Source organism: Spirochaeta thermophila DSM 6578 (genome assembly GCF_000184345.1).
Taxonomy (GTDB): Bacteria; Spirochaetota; Spirochaetia; order Winmispirales; family Winmispiraceae; genus Winmispira; species Winmispira thermophila.
Genome location: NC_017583.1, coordinates 140,415 through 158,700, shown reverse-complemented (window position 1 = coordinate 158,700; position 18,286 = coordinate 140,415). Strand labels below are relative to the sequence as shown.

The following is an 18,286-nucleotide window of genomic DNA, read 5'->3' as shown; positions in this document are numbered from 1 at the left end:
CTCTCCGAGGTCAAGGAAGCCCGGACCCATAAGCGACCCGGTACCAGACCATGCCCACGTATTCCCTGAGGGCCGCCTGTACATCCCTGGCCGCCTCGGCGGAGATCCCCAGGTAGAAGATCCAGTGCGCGGGCCGCTCATCCCGGAAGTCCACCGGGGCGGGGATTACCTCCACCCCCTGCGCCCTGAAACACCACACCGCCCGCTGCATGTGATAGGCCGAGGTCACCAGGAGCACGGGCCCCCTCCCCACCATACGGGCCGTGTTGCGGGCATTCTCCCAGGTGGTCCTGCTCTCCCCCTCCACCACCACCTCCTCCCACCCGAGCTCCCGTACCAGATCCGCCATCATCTCCCCCTCGCTCTTCCCCTCATCCCACACACTCCCCCCCGCGAGCACGAGCGGCACCCCGAGCATCCGGGCGTACCGCAGCCCGCCCCACAACCGCGCGAGACTCACCACCCCCGGCACATCCCCGGCCGGGGTCCCCGCCTGTGCCCCTCCCCCCAGCACCACCACGTAGCGCACCCCGCCCCCAGCATCCCACACCGGGAAAGCCCGCTCGAGCGGTGCGAGGAGGAGGTGTTCGACCAGGTGCGTGTTCCCCAGGTAGAGGAGCCCCGCGAACACCCAGGCCGCGACGGCCCCCCGTCGGGAGCCCCGACGCAGAGAGACCGCCCCCACGAGCAGGGCGAAGACCACCCACAGCCCCGGAGGCACGAGGAGCGACCCCACGACCTTGGAAAGGAGGAAACGCACCTCATCCCCCCAGGAACGAAGCGAGCCAAGGGATACCCACGAAGGTCCCTATCACGCTCCCCACGGAAGAGAAGAAGAACACCAGGAGGATGCGAGTGACCCTATTCCGGAAGAACCCCTTCCAGGAGGCGATATCCTCGTTGAGCCGCTCGAGATCGCCCACCCGAGGCCTGCGGAGCGAGGCCTCCACCAGGCCTGTGACCAGCCCCACCCCCACCACGGGTGTCATCGAGGTGAACGGAGCGGAGAGAACCCCGGCGAGTATGGTAAGAGGATGACCGCCCGCCAGGATCGTCCCCAACCCCGCGAGCCCCCCGTTCACCCCCACCCACAGGAGGAACATACGCAGACCACCTTCCCAGCCATGTCGCACCACCCCGCCCGCGATGAGCCCCAGCACCACCGCCGGGACGAGCCACCCCAACACCTTCCCCGCCCTTCCGGAAGGAGGAACCGTCTCCAGATCCCCGAACGCCACCCCCTCATCGCCTGCGGCGCACCGCTCGAGGTGGCGCACGATCCCCTCCAGGTGCCCTGCCCCCACCACCACCACCAGCTTCCGCCCCGGACTCTCCCATATCCTCCGCGCCAGGTACACGTCCCGTTCGTCGATGAGCACCTCCTTGACCTCGGGGAGGTACGAGGCAAGCTCCTCCATCATGGCCTGGAGGGCGTCGGTTCTCTTGAGCCGTTCCACCTCCTCGGCCGATATCTTCTCGTCCTCGAATGCGGAAGCCAGGAGAGCGGCGAGCAACTTCGCCCTCCCCCACAAGGAAGTCCGCGCCCAGGCCCTTCGCAGGGTCACCTGCACATCCCTGTCGCACGTGTGGTACGGTATTCCCAGCTCCTCGGCGCTCTCCACCGCAGCCTTCATCTCCTCCCCCGGCTTCACCCCGGTCTCGAGCCCAATCCTCCGCTGGAACGAGGAGAGGACCAGGTTGGCCAGGAGCATGAACCCCCTCCCCTCCCGGAGCACCCGATAGACATCGAGGTTCGACCACCTCTCCTCCTGCCTCAGGGCGGAAAGCCGCTGTGGATCGATCTCCACGCACACCCCGTCCGGCGCCTCCTCCCTGATCACCCCTCGCACTTCCTCCACGCTCTGCTTCGAGACGTGCGCCGTGCCCACCAGAATGATCTCCCTGCCGGCGAAGACCAACCGCTTCACCGTATCCGTCGTGTGCACATCGCTCATACCAACTCCTTTACCACCGATATGAATCGCTCCCTCATCGCCTTCTCGCCCGGCCACACCCCTGCATCCACCCGTCCCCCACCCATGTGGACGTGTCCTCCTCCCACACCATACCCCTCGAGCACCCGGCGTACCACCATCCAGGCCGGCAGCCGCCCGTCCTCGCTCCTCACCGAGATCCTGTAGCCGTCCCCGTCCCTCGCACAGAGGAAGACGCAGGTGATCTCCCTGAACCGGAGGATGAGGTCCCCCATGACCGCCATGACCTCGCTCCTCGCCGGCCCATCCACGAACACGAAGGCCCCCGGCGGAGACAACTCGAGCCTGCGCCACATCCCGGAGAGCACAGGAAGGTCCTCGATCACGAGCGAATTGGAAAGGATACCCGTCGCCTCGGAGAGATCTCCCTTTCTATAGAGCCCGGCGAGGGCGTCCATCTCCGCAGGCGAGACACCCCTTGCCAGGAACTCGGTGTCCATGAGGATGGCGAGCATGAGGAACGTCGCGAGCCAGGAGGGGGGGGAGAGGTCGAGATCCCGGAGATACTCGTACACGATGGAGGCGCACGCCCCGTACGAAGGCCTCACATCCACGAAGGGAATCCCCTCAGGCGGGGGAAACGCCTCCGGTTCGTGGTGGTCGATCACTCCCATCACCTTCCCGCCCACGGAGGGCACGTGGCCGCTTCCATAGAACCCGTCCACCACCACGAACTGGACACTCGTCTCGTCCACCCCGTCGAGGGACGAAAGCGGCACGGGATAGCGGGAGAGCGCTTCCTTGAGCGATTCACTCTCCAGCATCCCCCTGTAAACCACCTGCGCCTCCCACCCCCTCCGCGAAAGGAGCCACACCAGTCCTGCAGCCGAGGCCACCGCATCATGGTCGGGATAGTCGTGCACCAGGACGCACACCGGCACACCCGGAACGAGCACGTCCAGGAGCTCGGACACCCTCATCGGTACTTCTCCATCTCCCACGACGCCATCCTTCCCTCGATCGCCCGGAGGGACGGGTTGTCCGCCACCTCGGTGAAGTAGGTCTGGGCGAGCCGTGGATGCCCCTCCTCTTCGGCCATGATCCCCAGGAAGAAGTACACCCTCGTCCTCTCGACCTTGTCCGCTATGTCCCGAAGCCTGGTGAGGACCAGGCTGTCACCCTTCCCCTCGAGGTAGTAACGCGCCACGAAGTAGTAGATGGAGTCCCGGGGGATCTGAGGCATCCTCCGGGTGAGATAGTCCCGCATCATCCGGTCGTCCCCGGCACGCTTGTAGGCCGTGGCCGCAAGGAGGATCAGAGGGTATTCGGAGGGGTACGCATCGAACCCCTTGTCGAAGTACACCGCAGCCCCTCGGTAGTCCTTTTCATGGTAGAGCGTCACCGCGTAAGGGACGTAGATGTAATAGTAGTCCGGCCTGAGCTCCAGGGCCCGGGCATAGTCGCTGCAGGCCTCCTTCATCATCTCCTTGCCGTCGTATATCCTCGCCCTGTAGACATAGGCGAGAAAATTGGAAGGATCCAGGAGGATCGCGCGTGAGAGATCCTCCAGGGCCCGATCCATCTGTCCCTCCGAGATGAGGATCCTCGCGCGGTCGTAGTAGTGCCATGAGAACCCCGGATCGAGTTCGATCGCCCGTGAGATGTCCTGCTCCGCCTTCTCGGGCTCATCCAGCATCTGCCAGGCCCTCGCCCTGTCGGCATAGGCGAAAGGATAGTCGGGCGCCTGCCGGATCGCCTGGGTGAGCACCTCGGCCGCCTTCTCGGCCTTCCTGGTCCTGAGGTACACGTTGCCGAGTCCTACGAGGGCCACCAGGTCCCCGGGATCTTCCTCGAGAACCGTGGTGAACTCCTTCTCGGCCCGTGCGTACTGTTTCTTCGAGAGAAGGAGCTCGCCGAGCGCGGCTCTCGCACCCGTGTGATGGGGATCCAGAGCCAGGACGCGCTCGAGGAGACGTCGGTGTTCCTCTTCTCTGCCCCGGGCACCCTCGAGGAGGGCGAGGGTGTAGAGGGCCCCCACGTGGTCGGGGTACTCCTCGAGGAGCCGTGAGAGCTCCGCCTCGGCCTCCGTCTCCTTCCCCGCCATGAGGAGGAGGTTCACGTAGAGGAGTCGCGTCTCGGGATCTTCCGGAGCACGGGCGGAGGCCTCCTCGAAGGCCTTGATGGCGTCCTCGGGCCTGCCGAGTTCCACGAAGTAGCTGATCGCCTGATAGGGGAGCTCCTCCTCGGGCAGCACGGTCTCGGCGGGCTGTGTCGTCCTGCAGCCCATCGAGATCACCACCAGAAACAACGCCGCGCAGACCGGAATGATCCGCAGTCTCATCGGTACCTCCCGCGACCACAACTTTACCCGAGCCCCTCACGAGGTGCAAGGAGTCACTTCCCCTTCACACACCGGTCCTCTTTGACATTCCACCTCCCTGTTGTTAGAATGCGGCCGATGATCGAGGTCAAAAGAACGTGGTACCGTCTCCTCCTCCCTGTCGGCTATCTCTTCCTTCTCTTCCTCGTCGTCCTCCTCTCCTTCTCGGGAGGCAGGGTGCTCACCTCCTCCTGGCACGGTCTCACCGTCCACACCCGTGAGGTACCGGGACCGGAAGGGCTATCCATACTCGAGGAGGTGCGCATCGACTACCACGGTCTCTCCCTTCGCTTTTCGCGGAAAACGCCACTGGAAGCTTCCACCGATTCCGGCGGGAGACTCCCCGTGATACCCCTCTCCTTCACCGCGTCCTCGGATGAACTCACCCTCGAGGCCTCGGAAGGGGTCCGAATCCGCATCATTCCTTCGGTCGGAGACTCCCTTCGGATCGTCCTCAGTGCTCCACCGCGGATGACTAGGCTCACCATACCCTTCTCCCTCTCAGGTGGCCTCAAGGCGCAGGTCGCCGAAGACCTCCCGATACTCGCCCTCAACCCCTCGGGGGACGACCAGTACTACCTCTCCCTTCCCGGAACCTCCCGCATCCTCCTCGAACAGCGGATACTCGAGGTGGGGCTCTCCCGGGACGGGAACGGAACGCTTACCCTCGGCGCGCCCTCCGGAGGGAAAGCGGTCTTCGCCTTCTGGTACCGGAGTCAGAACAGGTCCATCACTCCGCGCCAGGTCGCCGCGGCCATCCAACAGTTCGTGGACTCGGCCTACAAGGGCTGGCAGTCGCGTCTCCTCCCGGACCGGCTCGTCTGGAGCTACGAGACGGAACGAGGGATCCATGAGGAGACGGTGATCGCGTATGCCGCGGAAGCCATACGCAGGAACACCTTCCCGGACGTGGTGGACACCCTCGCCCGCATGAGGGAGGCACATCCTGCGGCCTTCACCTTTCTCTCGAATCCCTATGTGGGAAATCTCCAACGCACCTCCGAGGCCTTCTTCCAGGAACTGGACGACCTCCTCGAGGCCTACCTCGACTCGCTCTCCCCCGGCGCACCCTCCCCGCTCCACACGGTGCCCGATCTCTACGACCTGCTCGTCATGAGCCGGACCCTCGGGGGAAGCGGGAGATGGCTCTCCCGGGTGCAGGGACTCCTCTCGTCCCTCGATCCGGAACGTCTCTCTCCTGCCCAGGCGCTCGAACTCCTCCGGCTCTTCCACCGCGTCCGGCGATCCTCCCCCGCGCTCCTCGATACGACACCCATCGAGCCTCTCTTCGACACCGTCCTCTACCCCGCACTCACCCTCACCGACGAGGGACTCTTCGTGGCGAGCGGCGGACGGGCCGACATCCGGCTCTCCCTGGCCGCCGCAGCCATCCTCTCCATGGAGGGCGCACGGAGGGGAGACCCCCTCATGGAGGAAGTCTCCCGCGACCTCTACGTCTCCTCGCTCAAACTCGTGGGGCCCTCGGGTACCCTTCCCGCCTCGTTCCCGGTGGACGACCCCCGGCAGAGGGAAGGGATCGTCTTCCCCGAAGAAGTCTACCCCTTCGTGATGCCCGACGCCCCCCTTCCTCACATCGTCCCCCTCCTGCAGGGAGAGGATCTCACAGGGTGGGTGTGGACCATCCTCAAGTTTCCCCGGATCTCGGTCTCAGAGACGGAACTGCTCATGGAGTTCGAGTTCCCGGAAGGGTGGATCCATCACATGGTGATCCAGGGCGTCCGCCCCTACACCCGGCTCGAGATACTCAGACTCACCTGGCGTACCACCCCGGTGTTCGAGATCTATCCCATGGGTGCGTACTATACTCCCGGGAACGAGACCCTCTACGTGAAGTACCGGCACAGGGAGCAGAAGGAGCGGATCCTCGTCACCTACTGATCCTCCCCACACGGGAGGGGCCGGTGCGGCCCCTCCCGTGCATGGTCCGACTCACCTACCCGCCCAACACGGTGCGGAGGGTCTCCTTCCACCGTTCGTAGGCCTCGCGGTATCGCTCCATGAGGTCCGGCTCCGGCGAGACCTCCCCCTTCCGGGAGAGCCCCACGTAGGCCTCCTCCGGCCTGGAGTAGATCCCGACACCCACGCCCGCACCCCTCGCCGCACCTTCCGAACCATCCGTATCGAACAACTCTATTCTCGCACCCGTGGTGTTCGCAAAGGCCTCCCTGAAGAGGGGGCTCAGGAACATGTTCGCATGCCCGGCGCGTACCACCTCGGTGGGCATCCCCATCTCCTCCATGATCTCCATGCCATACGCAAGGGCGAAGACGATCCCCTCCTGTGCGGCCCTGAGGAGATGCTCCCGCCGGTGTATGTTGAAGTTGAGGTGATGGATCGAGCCTCCGATGTCCCTGTTCTCCAGGGTCCGTTCCGCCCCGTTCCCGTACGGCAGGATCACCACCCCCTCGCTCCCCACGGGCACCCGGGAGGCCCACTCGTTGAGGACCTCGTAGCCCACCGTACGATCGTCGAGATCCACCGCCTGTTGCTTGACCCACCGGTTGAGGATCCCCGTACCGTTGAGGCAGAGGAGCACCCCGTAACGGGGATGGGTTTTCCCGTGGTTCACGTGGACGAAGGTGTTCACACGGGATCGGGTATCATAGGCCGGTCGGTCGGTCACGCCGTAGACCACCCCCGAAGTACCCGCCGTGGTGGCCGCCTCTCCCGGATTGAGCACCGCCAGGGAGAAGGCGTTGTTCGGCTGGTCCCCCGCCCGGTAGGCCACGGGGACCCCCGCGGGAATCCCCAGTTCCTCGGCCACCTCCTTGAGGACGCGCCCCTGATCGGAGAACGAGGGTACCACCTCGGGCAGGATATCCTCGGGGAAGCCGAAGTACTCCATGAGGAAGCGGGCGGGTCCGTCATCCTTCACGTCCCAGAGGATACCTTCGCTCAACCCCGAAGGGGTGGTCGCCACCCTCCCCGTGAAACGGTACGCGATGTAGTCCCCGGGGAGCATGATCTTCCAGATCCTCTCAAAGACATCGGGTTCATGCTCCTTCACCCACGCGAGCTTCGCGGCCGTGAAATTGCCGGGCGAGTTGAGCAACTCGGCGAGACATCGCTCGGGTCCAAGCGCTCTGAAGGCCTTCTCCCCATAGGGCACGGCCCTGCTGTCACACCAGATGATGGCATCACGGAGCGGCCTCCCCTCCCTGTCCAGCGTCACGAGCCCGTGCATCTGGTAGGAGATCCCGATACCCGCCACCTGGGCCATCCCGGAGGGGGCCTGCTCCCTCAGCATGGCCGCGGCCCGCTTTACGTGTTCCCACCAGGTGAGGGGGCTCTGCTCGGCCCACCCCGGTTTCAGCGCCTTGATCTCCAGTTCAACCTGCGGAGAGACGGCCTGGGCCACCCTCTTTCCCGTGTCCGCATCCAGGAGAGAGGCCTTTATGGAAGAGCTTCCCACATCGAATCCGAGAAGGTATGCCATGACCAACTCCTTTCGTAAAGGTGATACTCACATACTAGCACACTCTCCCGTGTTTTGCAAAACCTTTTAAAAAGCCTCGTACACTATCCCCCACGAAAAAACCGCCCGGTCTCCGGGCGGTCGACGTCTCTCATTGCCCCATGATCCTCTGCTTCACCCGCTCCTTCGAGAGGCCGAGCGCCTCGGCCACCTGGCCCCCGGGACCGGACAGGCCGAATCGATCCAGGGTGACGAGGTCGTCCCTCCGGGAGACGAACCCCTCCCACCCGAGGGCCACACCGGCTTCCACCACCACGGTCCTCACATCGCGGGGAACGATCCTCTCCCGGAAGGCTTCGTCCTGTGAGAGGAAGAGCTCCCTCGAAAGCATGGAGACCACCCTGACCCGCCTTCCCTCCGCCTCTCCTGCGGCCGCAAGGGCGAGCGAAACCTCGGACCCGGTGGCCACCACCACCACATCGGGGGTGCCCTCGCAGTCCTTCACCACGTAAGCCCCACGCCGTGCGTCCTCTTCCCAGGCTGCAGGCTTCTCGTAGACGGGCAGTCCCTGCCGTGAGAGGGCGAGCACCACCGGGGTGGAGGCGCTCTCCATGGCGAGCCTCCAGGCCAGCACCGTCTCCTCCGCATCCCCCGGCCTCAGCACCAGGAGGTTGGGAACGGCACGGAGGGAGGCCAGGTGCTCCACCGGCTGGTGGGTCGGGCCGTCCTCTCCGACGAAGATCGAGTCGTGGGTGAAGATGTACGTCACGGGGAGCCCCATGAGGGCGGCGAGCCTGATGGGGGGACGCATGTAGTCCGAAAAGACCAGGAAGGTGGCGCAGAAGGTCCTCAATCCACCATAGAGGGCGATGCCGTTCGCCACGGCACCCATGGCGTGCTCCCTCACCCCGTAGTGGAGGGTCCTCCCCGTACGATCCCCGACGCTGAAGTCCCCATATCCGGGGAGGGCCGTGTTGTTGGACGGCGCGAGATCCGCGGACCCGCCCACCAGGTTCGGGACACCTGCGGCAAGGGCCTTGAGCACCTCGCCGCTCGCCTTTCTGGTCGCCACCTTGCTCCCACGCTCGAAAGAGGGGAAGCTCACCTTCGAGAGATCGACCGGGCCGAAGAACCTGTCCCATTCCGCCTTCTTCTCGGGGTACGTGCGCGCCCAGTCGGAGAACATCCGCTGCCACCTGTCGTACTCCTCCCTCCAGGCCTTCCGTCGTTCCTCGAAGTAGGCGTAGGCCTCGGGTGCCACGTAGAACTGCGCGTCCTCGGGGATTCCCAGGGCCCGTTTCGAAGCCTTCACCTCCTCGGACCCCAACGGAGCGCCGTGTACCTCGTGGGAACCGGCCTTGTTCGGAGCGCCTTTCCCGATCGTGGTGTGAAGGATGATGAGCGTCGGGCGTTCCCGTTCGGCCTTTGCCTCCTCGACCAGGGAGAGGATCCCCTCCATGTCGTACCCGTCGCCTTCCAGGACCTGCCAGCCATACGCACCGAAACGAGCACCCACATCCTCGGTGAAGGCGAGGTCGGTCTCACCCTCTATGGTGATACGGTTCGAATCGTAGAACACGATGAGCCTGCCGAGCTTGAGGTGCCCCGCGAGTGAGGCGGCCTCTGCGCTCACCCCCTCCATGAGACAGCCGTCGCCTGCAAGGGCGTACACGTAGTGATCGATGAGGGGAAACTCCGGAGTGTTGAACCTGGCGGCGAGCATCTCCTGCGCGATGGCCATGCCCACCGCGTTCGCAAACCCTTGCCCGAGGGGGCCCGTGGTGGTCTCCACCCCGGCCGTGTGACCGTACTCCGGATGCCCCGGCGTCTTGGAACCGAGCTGGCGGAACCGTTTGATCTCGTCCAAGGGGAGATCGAAACCGGCGAGATGGAGGAGTGAGTAGAGCCACATGGAACCATGACCTGCCGAGAGGACGAACCGGTCACGATTGATCCAGGCCGGATCATGAGGCGAGAGCCTGAGCACCTCCCCGAAGAGCACCGCACCTATCTCTGCCGCACCCAGAGGAAGGCCAGGATGTCCCGACTTGGCCGCCTCCACCGCGTCCATGGAGAGACTCCGTACCGAGAGCGCTATCTTCTCCAGAGCTTTCCTGTCCATACAGACTCCTTTCGGTTTGTGGAATAGGGCAGTGTTGATTTATAATCGGCATTTAAAAACTCGTACCACAATGATACACCTATTCACCCTTTCTGCCTACCCCGGCTCCCGGGAACATCCTCACCGGCAGGGAGCGCCATCTCACACAGGAGCCCTCCCGCCACCCCCCTGAATCCAAGAAACCCGCCCTGCAAGGAGAGGATTCTCTCCGCGAGGAGGATGCCTGGGTCCTGCACCCCGGTATCTTTCCCCTCCATGGGCCCACCCCCAAAGGAGGAGGCGAAACCCTCGGCCCCTGCCGGGGTATAGAGCGAAACCATCGTGTACTCGTTCCCCTCGAGGACCCTCCGTGTGGTCCTGCACACCACGAACGCATCCTCGTCGAAGGAGAACAGCACACGCACGACATTCTCCAAGGCGATCGCTGCATGCTCCCGGCTTCCCCTGAAGGAAAGGGAGGGATCCGAAATCACATCCAACCTCCGGACCAGATCCTCACCCAGACGTTCCCCCACCAGTGCAATGAGGCTCACCACCGTCCATACCCCCACATCCCCGGGTTCCCCCCTGGAGAGGATCCGGACCTGGTGCGCAAAGGCACGGGCCTTCGCAAGCTCCCGGGCGAGGACCACGCCCCTCTCGGCCACATCCCCTCCCCTCTGTGCGAGCTCCCCCAGCATCGTCTTCACCATTCCGTACATACCGGTGAAGAGGTTGGAAACCACATCGGCCGTCAATCCCAACAGGGAGAGATCCTCCCCCTTGGATCGGGACACCGTATCGATCGTGGCCCTCACGCGCCCCTCCCCTACCTTCACGCTCAGGAGGATCGCAAGGTAGCCCCCCACGGCGAGCACACCCCACAGGAAGAAGAAGAGCGGAGGAAACACAATAGAGGCCGGACGCATCGCCACGAAAAAGAGACCCACCTCGTCCATCCAGGAAATCCCGTAGTACCACGACCTTCCCTGATACCGCATCCTCCCCACACCCCCATCCCCTCGGCGGAGGATAGAGAGGAATCGCTCCTCCAGGATCTCCTCTTCGAGAGGAGTTCCGAACCCATCGAGCAGCACCACATGGGATCCCACGCGGCGGAGCCTCTCCTCCAGATCATCCAGAGAGAGGTAGACCACCAGGAGAGCCCCTCTCCGGCTCCTCATCCACACCACGGCCTTGTGCGAAAGGAACACGGGAGAGAGGTAGACCCCCTCCCACACCGGACGCTCCGCCTTCGAGGAAGCCCTCCTGAAGAAAGGCTCCCTCCAGAACGGGAGGTCTCCGGCCGGAATCGAAACACGCGCGTCCCCCAGAGGAGAAAGCACACACACACGCTCGAAGAGAGGAGCGCGTCCGAGGAGATCCTCCAGGAAAGGGATCAGGTCGGAGGGGGCTCCCTCCTCGAGAAGGACCGTCCTCACCGTGGGATGAGCCGCCAGCACCTCCACCGCGGCGAGAGCCCCCTCACGCCAGAGGGCGGCCACCTCGTGGGCCCGATCGAGCTCCTGCCGGAGATCCCGCTGCACCCCGCTCTTAGCGGTCTCCACCACGAGAAAGAGTCCCCCCACGTGAATGAGGAGGAGCACGCCCGTGACCACTGCGAGGTGGAACCTTCCTCCCCGCATCGCTACTCCACAGGGTCCAGCAAATCTCTCACCACCGTCCTCCCTCCGGGCAGCCGTTCCATCACGTACAGGTGTCTCCACGGCTCCCCGTCCTCCAGGAACTCGCACGAACCCAACGCTCCGACGAACCCCCTCTTCATCATCAACGCATTCCGCACCTCCTCGGGGGAGAGGCGATCCATCCCCTTCACACCCTCCCAAAGGAAGAAGAGCGCGTCGCAGAAGTATACGTACACGTCCGGCTCCTCCCCTCTTTCGGCGAGAAACCGCTCGAGGAATCGGGAGGAAGGACTCTCGTTGAACGTGAAGTCCCAGTGGGTCACCCAGTACCCGGAAATCCTGTCCTCAGGCGTGAGCGTACCCCACGAATCCGGGCCGAGCAAGAAACCGGTATACCCCGCCGCTTCGAGTTCTCCCGCGACCCGAACGAGCTGCTCCCTGAAGAGGGGAAGCACGATCCCCTCGGGCTCGTACCCCACGAGCCTCTGGAGGGCCTCACTCCGCTCCTCGTCGGAGACGAACCCCTCCACCACCACCTCACCCCCCCCGGCGGGGAAGATACGGGAGATCTGAGCGGCCATATCCCTGCTGTAGTCGTCGGCCCCATCGAAGAGGACCCCCAACCGTCTGACTCCGAGCCGTTCGTACGCATACCGGCAGAGGACTCTGGCCTGGAACTCGTCGGAAGCCACCAGCCTGAAGACATACCGACGTCCTCCCACCACCTCCGGATGAGTGGCGATCGGGGCGATGAGGGGTATACCCAGGCTCTCCGCCACCCCTCCGGCAGGGATGGCCGTCCGGGAGATGTGAGGACCGATGAAGGCAACCACGTCCTTCCCCGAGAGAAGGAGCGATCTCATCGTACGGATCACCTGCGCCGGATCCCCACCGGTATCGAGGAACTCGAAACGAAGCCGCCAGGGAAGCTCCTCCGGCTCCACCACCTCCTCGGAGAAGCGTTCCACGAGGGCCTTTATCCTCCTTCCGATGGGGGCGAGCTCTCGATCCCCCAGGGGAAGCAGGACTCCCACGGTATAGACCGGCCGGCGAGGGCCGGAAGAGGCGATCCAGATCCCTCCGGCCACCACACCGAGAACCACGAGGACGACCACCACGTACCGGAGGACGGAGGACCTCATATCACCTCACCGATCGAACCGGCGGGAGAGCTCTTCCAGCACGTCCCGAAACGCGATCCCTTCCCATACCAGGAGGACCATGAGATGATACAGGAAGTCGGCCGCCTCGTAGACGATCCTCTCCCGGGAAGGTGCGAGAAGGAGCTCGATCGCCTCCTCTCCGGTCTTCTTCCGTATCTTCTCCCCTCCGGACGAGAACAGGTGGGTGGTATACGATCCTTCAGGCATGGCGCTCCGCCTCGCCCGCACCACCCCCTCGAGCCGTTCCAACACCCCCCCCTCATCCCCCCGCACCACCCCCTCCTCCTCCCGCACCTCCCCCCTCCCCTCGCCCCTCACCACCACCCGCACCCACCCCTCCTCCTGCACCACCCGCACCACCGGCCCCATCCCCGCCGGCACCACCCGCCCCGTCGCGGGGTGGACCATCCAGACCTCCTTCTGCTCGAGACTCTTGTCCCTCGCCTTCTCGTTCTGGAGCACCGCCCCCACCACCCGCCCCTCCCCGTCCACACACACTGCAGGGAACACCGCCTCTTTCACGAACGCCTCCTTGGTCTCGCTCTTGTGCATCACATCATCCTCCCCTCGAGTCGGACGAGACCCCCCTGCGGGAACTCCCGGAAGAGCGCAGGCAGGTCGACCCTCCCCTCGTAGACCGCCTTCCCCAGGATCACCCCGCACACCCACCTCCCCCCCTCCGCGGCCACCCGCCGCACATCCTCCACCCCCCCGACCCCTCCCGAAACCACCACCGGGAGCCCCGCCGCCTCACCCACCCGCCGTGCACCCTCCACATCGGGCCCTGAGAGCATCCCGTCCCGTGCGATATTGGTGTAGATCACCCCGCACAACCCCAGGTCCCTCGCCCTCCCCGCGAGAGCCACATCCTCCACACCCCCCTCCTCCTCCCACCCCTGCACCCTCACCACCCCGTCCCTCGCATCGATCCCCGCCCAGAACACCCTCCCGTACTGCTGCACCCACCGCTCCACACGCCCGGGATCCCGCACCAGCACCGTCCCCACCACCAGGGCCCCCGCCCCGACCGAGAGGAGCTCCTCCACGTCCCTCTCCGTACGCACCCCTCCACCCACCTCCACCACCACACCCTCCCCCGCCGCTCTCACCATCCGAGCGATCACCCCCCGATTGTCCCCCCTCCCCCTCGCCGCATCCAGATCCACCACATGGACCCTCCTCGCCCCCGCCTCCACGAAGGCCCGCACGCGGGCCACGGGATCCTCGTCGTACACCGTCACCCGCCCATAGTCCCCCTGCAGGAGCCGCACCCCCCGACCTTCCAGCACATCGATTGCAGGCACACACCACATCCGTGAACCCTCCCGCATAGGATATCCCTTTACCCAAGGAGTATACGCCATTCGCGCAGAAAAATACACACACCCCTCCACAAATCCCGATTTTGGGGTATACTGAAGGGGGATGAAACCTCTCCTCCCGTTCGCACTCCTTCCTCTCCTCCTGTCCACCTGCAGACCCTCCCCGCCCCCACCCGAACGGATCGCATACCACATCAAGGAAGTACTCCTCCTCGGAACCTACGAATACACCTACAGGGACATCATCTACATAGAAGACCCGAACTGGCTCGCCCGACTCTTCAAAGTCGACCACCCGCTCCTCTTCTCCATCGTCTACCACATCCAGGCCGGCATAGACCTCTCCACCCTCACCATCACCCGGCACCCCACCGATCCCGGACACCTCATCATCAGCCACGAACCCGCCCGCATTCTCTCCATCGACGCCGACGAGCGCGCGATCCACGAGTACTTCGGAGCCCCCAACACCTACCCTCATCCCCGCCTCCTCGAGGAGATCAACCGGAGGAAACCGGCCGTGGAACAGCTGGCCATCTCGCAAGGGCTCCTGGAGAAGGCCCAGGCCAGAGCCCACCTCCTCGTGGAGGAACTCCTCCGTGAAGCGGGCTATACCACCATCGAGTGGCACATCGAGAGCGGAGGACCCGAAGGATGAAACGGATCCTCCTTGCCCTCCCCATGGCGATCGTCGTCATCCTCCTCGCCATCACCCTCGTCCTCCTCCGCTTCCGCCTCGACACACCGCCATCGATCGACAACAGCACCCCACAGTTCCTCTCGGAACGCGAGCTCTCCCTCCTCGTCACCACCGAGTACACCGTGAAGATCGTCTTCCCCCACGACTTCCTCCCTGCCGGCACCACCCCCTCGGTCTACCGCACCCTCACGCGAAAAGCCGCCTCAGGAGAGCCCCTCACCCCGGAGGAGACGGCCAACATGGAAGTCTACGACTTCCTCGATCGCATGGGGCACCCCTTCTACCTCTTCCCCTACGACTTCATCGTGGTCGACCTCACCGTACGTGCAGGCTACGACTTCTCGGACCCCACCCTCCCCCCTCCCGCCGCGTGGTGGAACGAAGACGGCCTCCTGGAGGTCCCCCCCACCGCCATCCTCTCCATCACCATGGGGGACACCCCTCACACCGAGGACTACCCCGCCATCAGGCTCAGCGCCTCCCAGTGGAAGGAGACCTCAGCCTTCATCATCTCCCACGCCCCCTCCATCCTCCCGGTGGAAGACATACTCGAACACGCCACCCGCTCCGCCCGCCGCGCACTCGGCGCCCTCTTCAGTGGACGGCGCGCCTCTTCTATGCTATATTGAAAGAAATACTTTATGTAGAGGTGCTTGATGACACACAAACTTACCACCGAAGACTTCAAGGAAAAGGTCTTCGACTACGAGAACGAGACCGAATGGAAGTATAAAGGAGACGTTCCCGCCATCATCGACTTCTATGCCGACTGGTGCGGCCCCTGCAAGATGGTGGCGCCCATCCTGGAAGAAATCGCCGACGAGTACGAAGGCAAGCTCGTGGTCTACAAGGTGAACACAGACGAAGAACAGGAACTGGCGATGGTCTTCGGCATTCAGAGCATCCCTTCCATTCTCTTCATCCCTGTGGAAGAACAACCTCAGCTCGCCGTGGGCGCCATCCCTCGGGAAGTCTTCGATCAGGCCATCAAAGAAGTGCTCCACGTGGAGTGATGCACCCCTGAGGTCTCAGGGAGCGCCATGGAAGACGACGACCCTTACCCACGAAGACAGGCTGCCTTCCCCGTGAAGGTGGCCTTATCCGACAACCCCTTCCCGCATACCCATTCCCTTCCCCCGAACAAAGCGCATACCCCCCACAACACGTCCGTGCATCGAGAAGGAGCACAGGTATGATCGTACCCCTCCTGGTCCTCGCCTTTCTCCTCTTTCTCTCGGCCTTCTTCTCGGGGACCGAAACGGCCTTCACCTCCCTCTCCTTCGTGGATATCCAGACACTCAAGAAAAAGGCCCCGAAGAAGGGACACCTCATAGAGAAGATGCTCTCGCAGCCCGACATCTTCCTCACCACGGTGCTCATCGGAAACAACCTCGCAAACCTCAGCGCCTCCGCCTTCACCACCACCCTCACCATCCGGCTCGCAGGAAGTACCGCGGTGGGACTCTCCACAGGCGTACTCACCATGGTGGTCCTCCTCTTCTCGGAAATCCTGCCCAAACGCCTCGCCTTCCACCACAACACCTTCATCGCGCTCCACACCGTCCGCATCCTCTGGATACTCTCGTTCGCCTTCAGGCCCGTGATCTGGATCCTCTCCGGCATCACCCGCATCCTCCTCCCCCGGAACGAACAACCCCCGCTCACCGAAGAGGCCATACTCCACACCCTCTCCCTCGCCCACAGCACCGGCGCCCTCGAGCCCTACAAGACCCGTATGATGCGGCGCATCATACGCTTCAGCGAGGCCACGCTCCACACCATCATGACCCACAGGACACGCATCTTCAGCCTTCCTCAGGCACTCACCGTGGGAGAAGCCCTCCCCCACGTCCTCTCACGACCCTTCTCACGAATTCCCCTCTACCACCAGAACCCCGAGGACATCAGCGGAATCGTGCACCTCAGGGATCTCCTCAAGGCTCACGCAGGGGGAAAGGCAGACACCCCCCTCTTCAGACTCGCCGTCACCCCCCTCTTCCTCCCCGAGACCATGCGGATCTACGACGCCTTCACCGCCCTCACCAAGGCGCAACACAAGATGGCCATCGTACTCGACGAATACGGAGGCCTCGCCGGTCTCGTGACCACCGAGGACATCATCGAGGAGATCGTGGGAGAACTCTACGACGAGAACGAGCAGAAGGAGGAGACCCCCCTCCGGCGCCTCCCACACGGCTGGTACAAGGTCGCGGGGAAGGCTCCTCTCTATCTCCTCCTGGAGACCTTCGAGCTCGATCTGGAGGAAAAACCGGATGCCTCCACGGTCGCCGGTTATCTCACGGAAGTACGCGGCACCCTCCCCGAGCCGGGAGAGGTGATCGAGACACCTCTCGGCACCTTCAAGGTGACGGCCCGCTCGAAGACATCGATCGATTGGGTCGAGTACCTGCCACCGGGAAGGGAGGAACACGGGGAGGGCCCTCTCCCCCGCTAACCGACGAGCGTCCCTTCCTCCATCAGGACCTCCCAGGAGGAGTCCCGTCTCACCCTGATGGTAGGGTTCTTCACCAGGGCATCCAGGTGGATGAGGGCCTTCGCATCCTCGTCGTAGTTGCTTCCTATGGCGAAATGACACGTGCCGTAGACTTTCTCGTCCTCGAGCATGTTGCCCACGATCCGTGCCTTCTCGTTGAGCCCTATTCCGAACTCACCGAGATGCCGCGCGTTTCTCGCGTAGACCTGCCCCTGCCCCCGAGGGAGCAACCCCTCCTGCTCGAAGTCCAGGGCCTGCTTCTTGCCTGCCTCGAGGGAAGCCGAGAGGAGCTCCGCCGCCTCGTCTTCCCCTTCCACCGAGACGACATACCCCTCCTCGAACGTCACCCGCACCGGAGTGGAAGGGATGGCGATACCGTCCGCAAGGGCGATGCTCCCGTCGAAGGAGACCACCCCCTCGGCCGAACCCACCACGGGCGAGACGAAGACCTCACCCGCCGGGAGGTTTCCCCCCTCACCCGGCTCCCTGAAGAGCCCGTCGTCGAGAAACGGGGTGCGCCCCTCCACCGAAAACCGCAGATCGGTGCCCGAAGGTGAGGTGACGTGCACCTCCACGGCACCTTCGAGTCGCGCCTTCACCTTCCGGCATACCGAGGCAAGGGTCTCGTAGTCGATGTCCACCGTCCTCAGGAAGGTATCGAGTGTGAGCGAAGGAGACCAGAAGCTCCTCATCACCTTCTTCCCCTCGCGGAGGAAGCCGTGTATGTGGTCGTACTCCTTGCCCTCCCAGACGTACGGCCGGGAGAGCCCCCGTCTGTCCTTACCGAGTTTCTCTTCAGAAAGGGAGCAGAAGACCTCCGGCTCGCTCGCGAGGGCCTCTATCACCGCATCCTCTGCGTAGTCGAGGCTCGTCTTCCTGGGCTGCACCACGAGGACCGGCCGTGCCCCCAGCTCTGCCGCTGCATCGTAGACCGCACAGGCGATGCGGAAGATCTCCGCCCCCGGATTGGTCACGATGAGGACCCGTTCACCAGCCTTCACGCCGAGACTCTCCTGCACCACGGCCCGCGCGGGCCTTACGAGACGTTCGTCGTGGATACCCATAGCGAGGAAACGCACCGAGAACTCCTTCTTCTTCGGATTCGGCCGA

Annotated in this window: 16 protein-coding genes; 5 read left to right on the top strand and 11 right to left on the bottom strand. The window is 64.1% G+C overall.

The features are described from left to right. Nucleotides 1-10: 10 nt before the first annotated feature. The 4 genes from SPITH_RS00635 to SPITH_RS00620 are packed head-to-tail and all read right to left on the bottom strand — an operon-like array spanning nt 11 to nt 4,275. Nucleotides 11-760, bottom strand: a complete 750-nt coding sequence (locus SPITH_RS00635; protein WP_014623821.1) for a YdcF family protein — start codon at nt 758-760, stop codon at nt 11-13. Between the two features lies 1 nt (nt 761). Then, nucleotides 762-1,955, bottom strand: coding sequence for a TraB/GumN family protein (locus SPITH_RS00630; protein ID WP_014623820.1), 1,194 nt, complete (start codon nt 1,953-1,955; stop codon nt 762-764). Then, entirely contained in the window at nt 1,952-2,914 is a 963-nt protein-coding gene (locus tag SPITH_RS00625) for a DHH family phosphoesterase (protein WP_014623819.1), read from the bottom strand. Before SPITH_RS00625 ends, SPITH_RS00630 begins: the two co-directional genes overlap by 4 nt. Further along, nucleotides 2,911-4,275 (bottom strand): tetratricopeptide repeat protein, encoded by a 1,365-nt coding sequence (locus SPITH_RS00620; RefSeq protein ID WP_014623818.1) that lies wholly within the window; start codon nt 4,273-4,275, stop codon nt 2,911-2,913. Before SPITH_RS00620 ends, SPITH_RS00625 begins: the two co-directional genes overlap by 4 nt. Before the next feature lie 117 nt (nt 4,276-4,392). Here SPITH_RS00620 and SPITH_RS00615 point away from each other — a divergent pair, with 117 nt between their 5' ends. Next, the gene (locus SPITH_RS00615) at nt 4,393-6,213 is read left to right on the top strand and encodes a hypothetical protein (protein WP_014623817.1); all 1,821 of its coding nucleotides are present in this window, start codon (nt 4,393-4,395) and stop codon (nt 6,211-6,213) included. Nucleotides 6,214-6,268: 55 nt separating this feature from the next. Here SPITH_RS00615 and SPITH_RS00610 read toward each other — a convergent pair whose 3' ends face one another. The 6 genes from SPITH_RS00610 to SPITH_RS00585 form a co-directional block, all read right to left on the bottom strand. Next, on the bottom strand, nt 6,269-7,771 hold the full coding sequence (locus SPITH_RS00610) for a xylulokinase (RefSeq protein ID WP_014623816.1): 1,503 nt from the start codon (nt 7,769-7,771) through the stop codon (nt 6,269-6,271). A 130-nt stretch (nt 7,772-7,901) separates the two neighbouring features. Next, nucleotides 7,902-9,872: a transketolase gene (gene tkt / locus SPITH_RS00605; RefSeq protein ID WP_014623815.1), complete on the bottom strand. Its 1,971-nt coding sequence runs from the start codon at nt 9,870-9,872 to the stop codon at nt 7,902-7,904. An 83-nt stretch (nt 9,873-9,955) separates the two neighbouring features. Beyond that, nucleotides 9,956-11,497 carry a cache domain-containing protein gene (locus SPITH_RS00600; RefSeq protein WP_014623814.1) on the bottom strand — a complete coding sequence of 514 codons (1,542 nt, stop codon included), beginning with the start codon at nt 11,495-11,497 and terminating at the stop codon, nt 9,956-9,958. 2 nt (nt 11,498-11,499) lie between these two features. After that, a complete protein-coding gene (locus tag SPITH_RS00595; protein WP_014623813.1) occupies nt 11,500-12,639 on the bottom strand; it encodes an ABC transporter substrate-binding protein in 1,140 nt (379 codons plus the stop codon). A gap of 6 nt (nt 12,640-12,645) precedes the next feature. Continuing rightward, nucleotides 12,646-13,212, bottom strand: a complete 567-nt coding sequence (gene hisE / locus SPITH_RS00590; RefSeq protein ID WP_014623812.1) for a phosphoribosyl-ATP diphosphatase — start codon at nt 13,210-13,212, stop codon at nt 12,646-12,648. Further along, nucleotides 13,212-13,973: a 1-(5-phosphoribosyl)-5-[(5-phosphoribosylamino)methylideneamino]imidazole-4-carboxamide isomerase gene (locus tag SPITH_RS00585; protein ID WP_014623811.1), complete on the bottom strand. Its 762-nt coding sequence runs from the start codon at nt 13,971-13,973 to the stop codon at nt 13,212-13,214. The genes hisE and SPITH_RS00585 overlap by 1 nt, the downstream gene beginning before the upstream one ends. Before the next feature lie 112 nt (nt 13,974-14,085). Between SPITH_RS00585 and SPITH_RS00580 the strand changes: the two genes are divergently transcribed. The 4 genes from SPITH_RS00580 (at nt 14,086) to SPITH_RS00565 (ending at nt 17,137) form a co-directional block, all read left to right on the top strand. Beyond that, a complete protein-coding gene (locus tag SPITH_RS00580) occupies nt 14,086-14,640 on the top strand; it encodes a DUF4230 domain-containing protein (protein WP_014623810.1) in 555 nt (184 codons plus the stop codon). Then, the gene (locus SPITH_RS00575) at nt 14,637-15,311 is read left to right on the top strand and encodes a DUF4230 domain-containing protein (protein ID WP_014623809.1); all 675 of its coding nucleotides are present in this window, start codon (nt 14,637-14,639) and stop codon (nt 15,309-15,311) included. The genes SPITH_RS00580 and SPITH_RS00575 overlap by 4 nt, the downstream gene beginning before the upstream one ends. A 27-nt stretch (nt 15,312-15,338) precedes the next feature. Continuing rightward, nucleotides 15,339-15,695: a thioredoxin gene (gene trxA / locus SPITH_RS00570; RefSeq protein WP_014623808.1), complete on the top strand. Its 357-nt coding sequence runs from the start codon at nt 15,339-15,341 to the stop codon at nt 15,693-15,695. 179 nt (nt 15,696-15,874) lie between these two features. Then, the gene (locus tag SPITH_RS00565) at nt 15,875-17,137 is read left to right on the top strand and encodes a hemolysin family protein (protein ID WP_014623807.1); all 1,263 of its coding nucleotides are present in this window, start codon (nt 15,875-15,877) and stop codon (nt 17,135-17,137) included. On the opposite strand, the gene SPITH_RS00560 is transcribed toward SPITH_RS00565, so the two are convergent. After that, nucleotides 17,134-18,255: an aminopeptidase gene (locus SPITH_RS00560; protein ID WP_014623806.1), complete on the bottom strand. Its 1,122-nt coding sequence runs from the start codon at nt 18,253-18,255 to the stop codon at nt 17,134-17,136. The two genes, SPITH_RS00565 and SPITH_RS00560, sit on opposite strands and share 4 nt — an antisense overlap. Nucleotides 18,256-18,286 lie beyond the last annotated feature (31 nt).

Bases quoted from the DNA above. Each gene is read 5' to 3' on its own strand.
- SPITH_RS00625 (WP_014623819.1), bottom strand. From the start codon at position 2,914: ATGAGGGTGTCCGAGCTCCTGGACGTGCTCGTTCCGGGTGTGCCGGTG.
- SPITH_RS00575 (WP_014623809.1), top strand. From the start codon at position 14,637: ATGAAACGGATCCTCCTTGCCCTCCCCATGGCGATCGTCGTCATCCTC.
- SPITH_RS00620 (WP_014623818.1), bottom strand. From the start codon at position 4,275: ATGAGACTGCGGATCATTCCGGTCTGCGCGGCGTTGTTTCTGGTGGTG.
- tkt (WP_014623815.1), bottom strand. From the start codon at position 9,872: ATGGACAGGAAAGCTCTGGAGAAGATAGCGCTCTCGGTACGGAGTCTC.
- SPITH_RS00565 (WP_014623807.1), top strand. From the start codon at position 15,875: ATGATCGTACCCCTCCTGGTCCTCGCCTTTCTCCTCTTTCTCTCGGCC.
- SPITH_RS00610 (WP_014623816.1), bottom strand. From the start codon at position 7,771: ATGGCATACCTTCTCGGATTCGATGTGGGAAGCTCTTCCATAAAGGCC.
- SPITH_RS00595 (WP_014623813.1), bottom strand. From the start codon at position 12,639: ATGAGGTCCTCCGTCCTCCGGTACGTGGTGGTCGTCCTCGTGGTTCTC.
- SPITH_RS00585 (WP_014623811.1), bottom strand. From the start codon at position 13,973: ATGTGGTGTGTGCCTGCAATCGATGTGCTGGAAGGTCGGGGGGTGCGG.
- SPITH_RS00600 (WP_014623814.1), bottom strand. From the start codon at position 11,497: ATGCGGGGAGGAAGGTTCCACCTCGCAGTGGTCACGGGCGTGCTCCTC.
- hisE (WP_014623812.1), bottom strand. From the start codon at position 13,212: ATGCACAAGAGCGAGACCAAGGAGGCGTTCGTGAAAGAGGCGGTGTTC.
- SPITH_RS00615 (WP_014623817.1), top strand. From the start codon at position 4,393: ATGATCGAGGTCAAAAGAACGTGGTACCGTCTCCTCCTCCCTGTCGGC.
- trxA (WP_014623808.1), top strand. From the start codon at position 15,339: ATGACACACAAACTTACCACCGAAGACTTCAAGGAAAAGGTCTTCGAC.
- SPITH_RS00630 (WP_014623820.1), bottom strand. From the start codon at position 1,955: ATGAGCGATGTGCACACGACGGATACGGTGAAGCGGTTGGTCTTCGCC.
- SPITH_RS00580 (WP_014623810.1), top strand. From the start codon at position 14,086: ATGAAACCTCTCCTCCCGTTCGCACTCCTTCCTCTCCTCCTGTCCACC.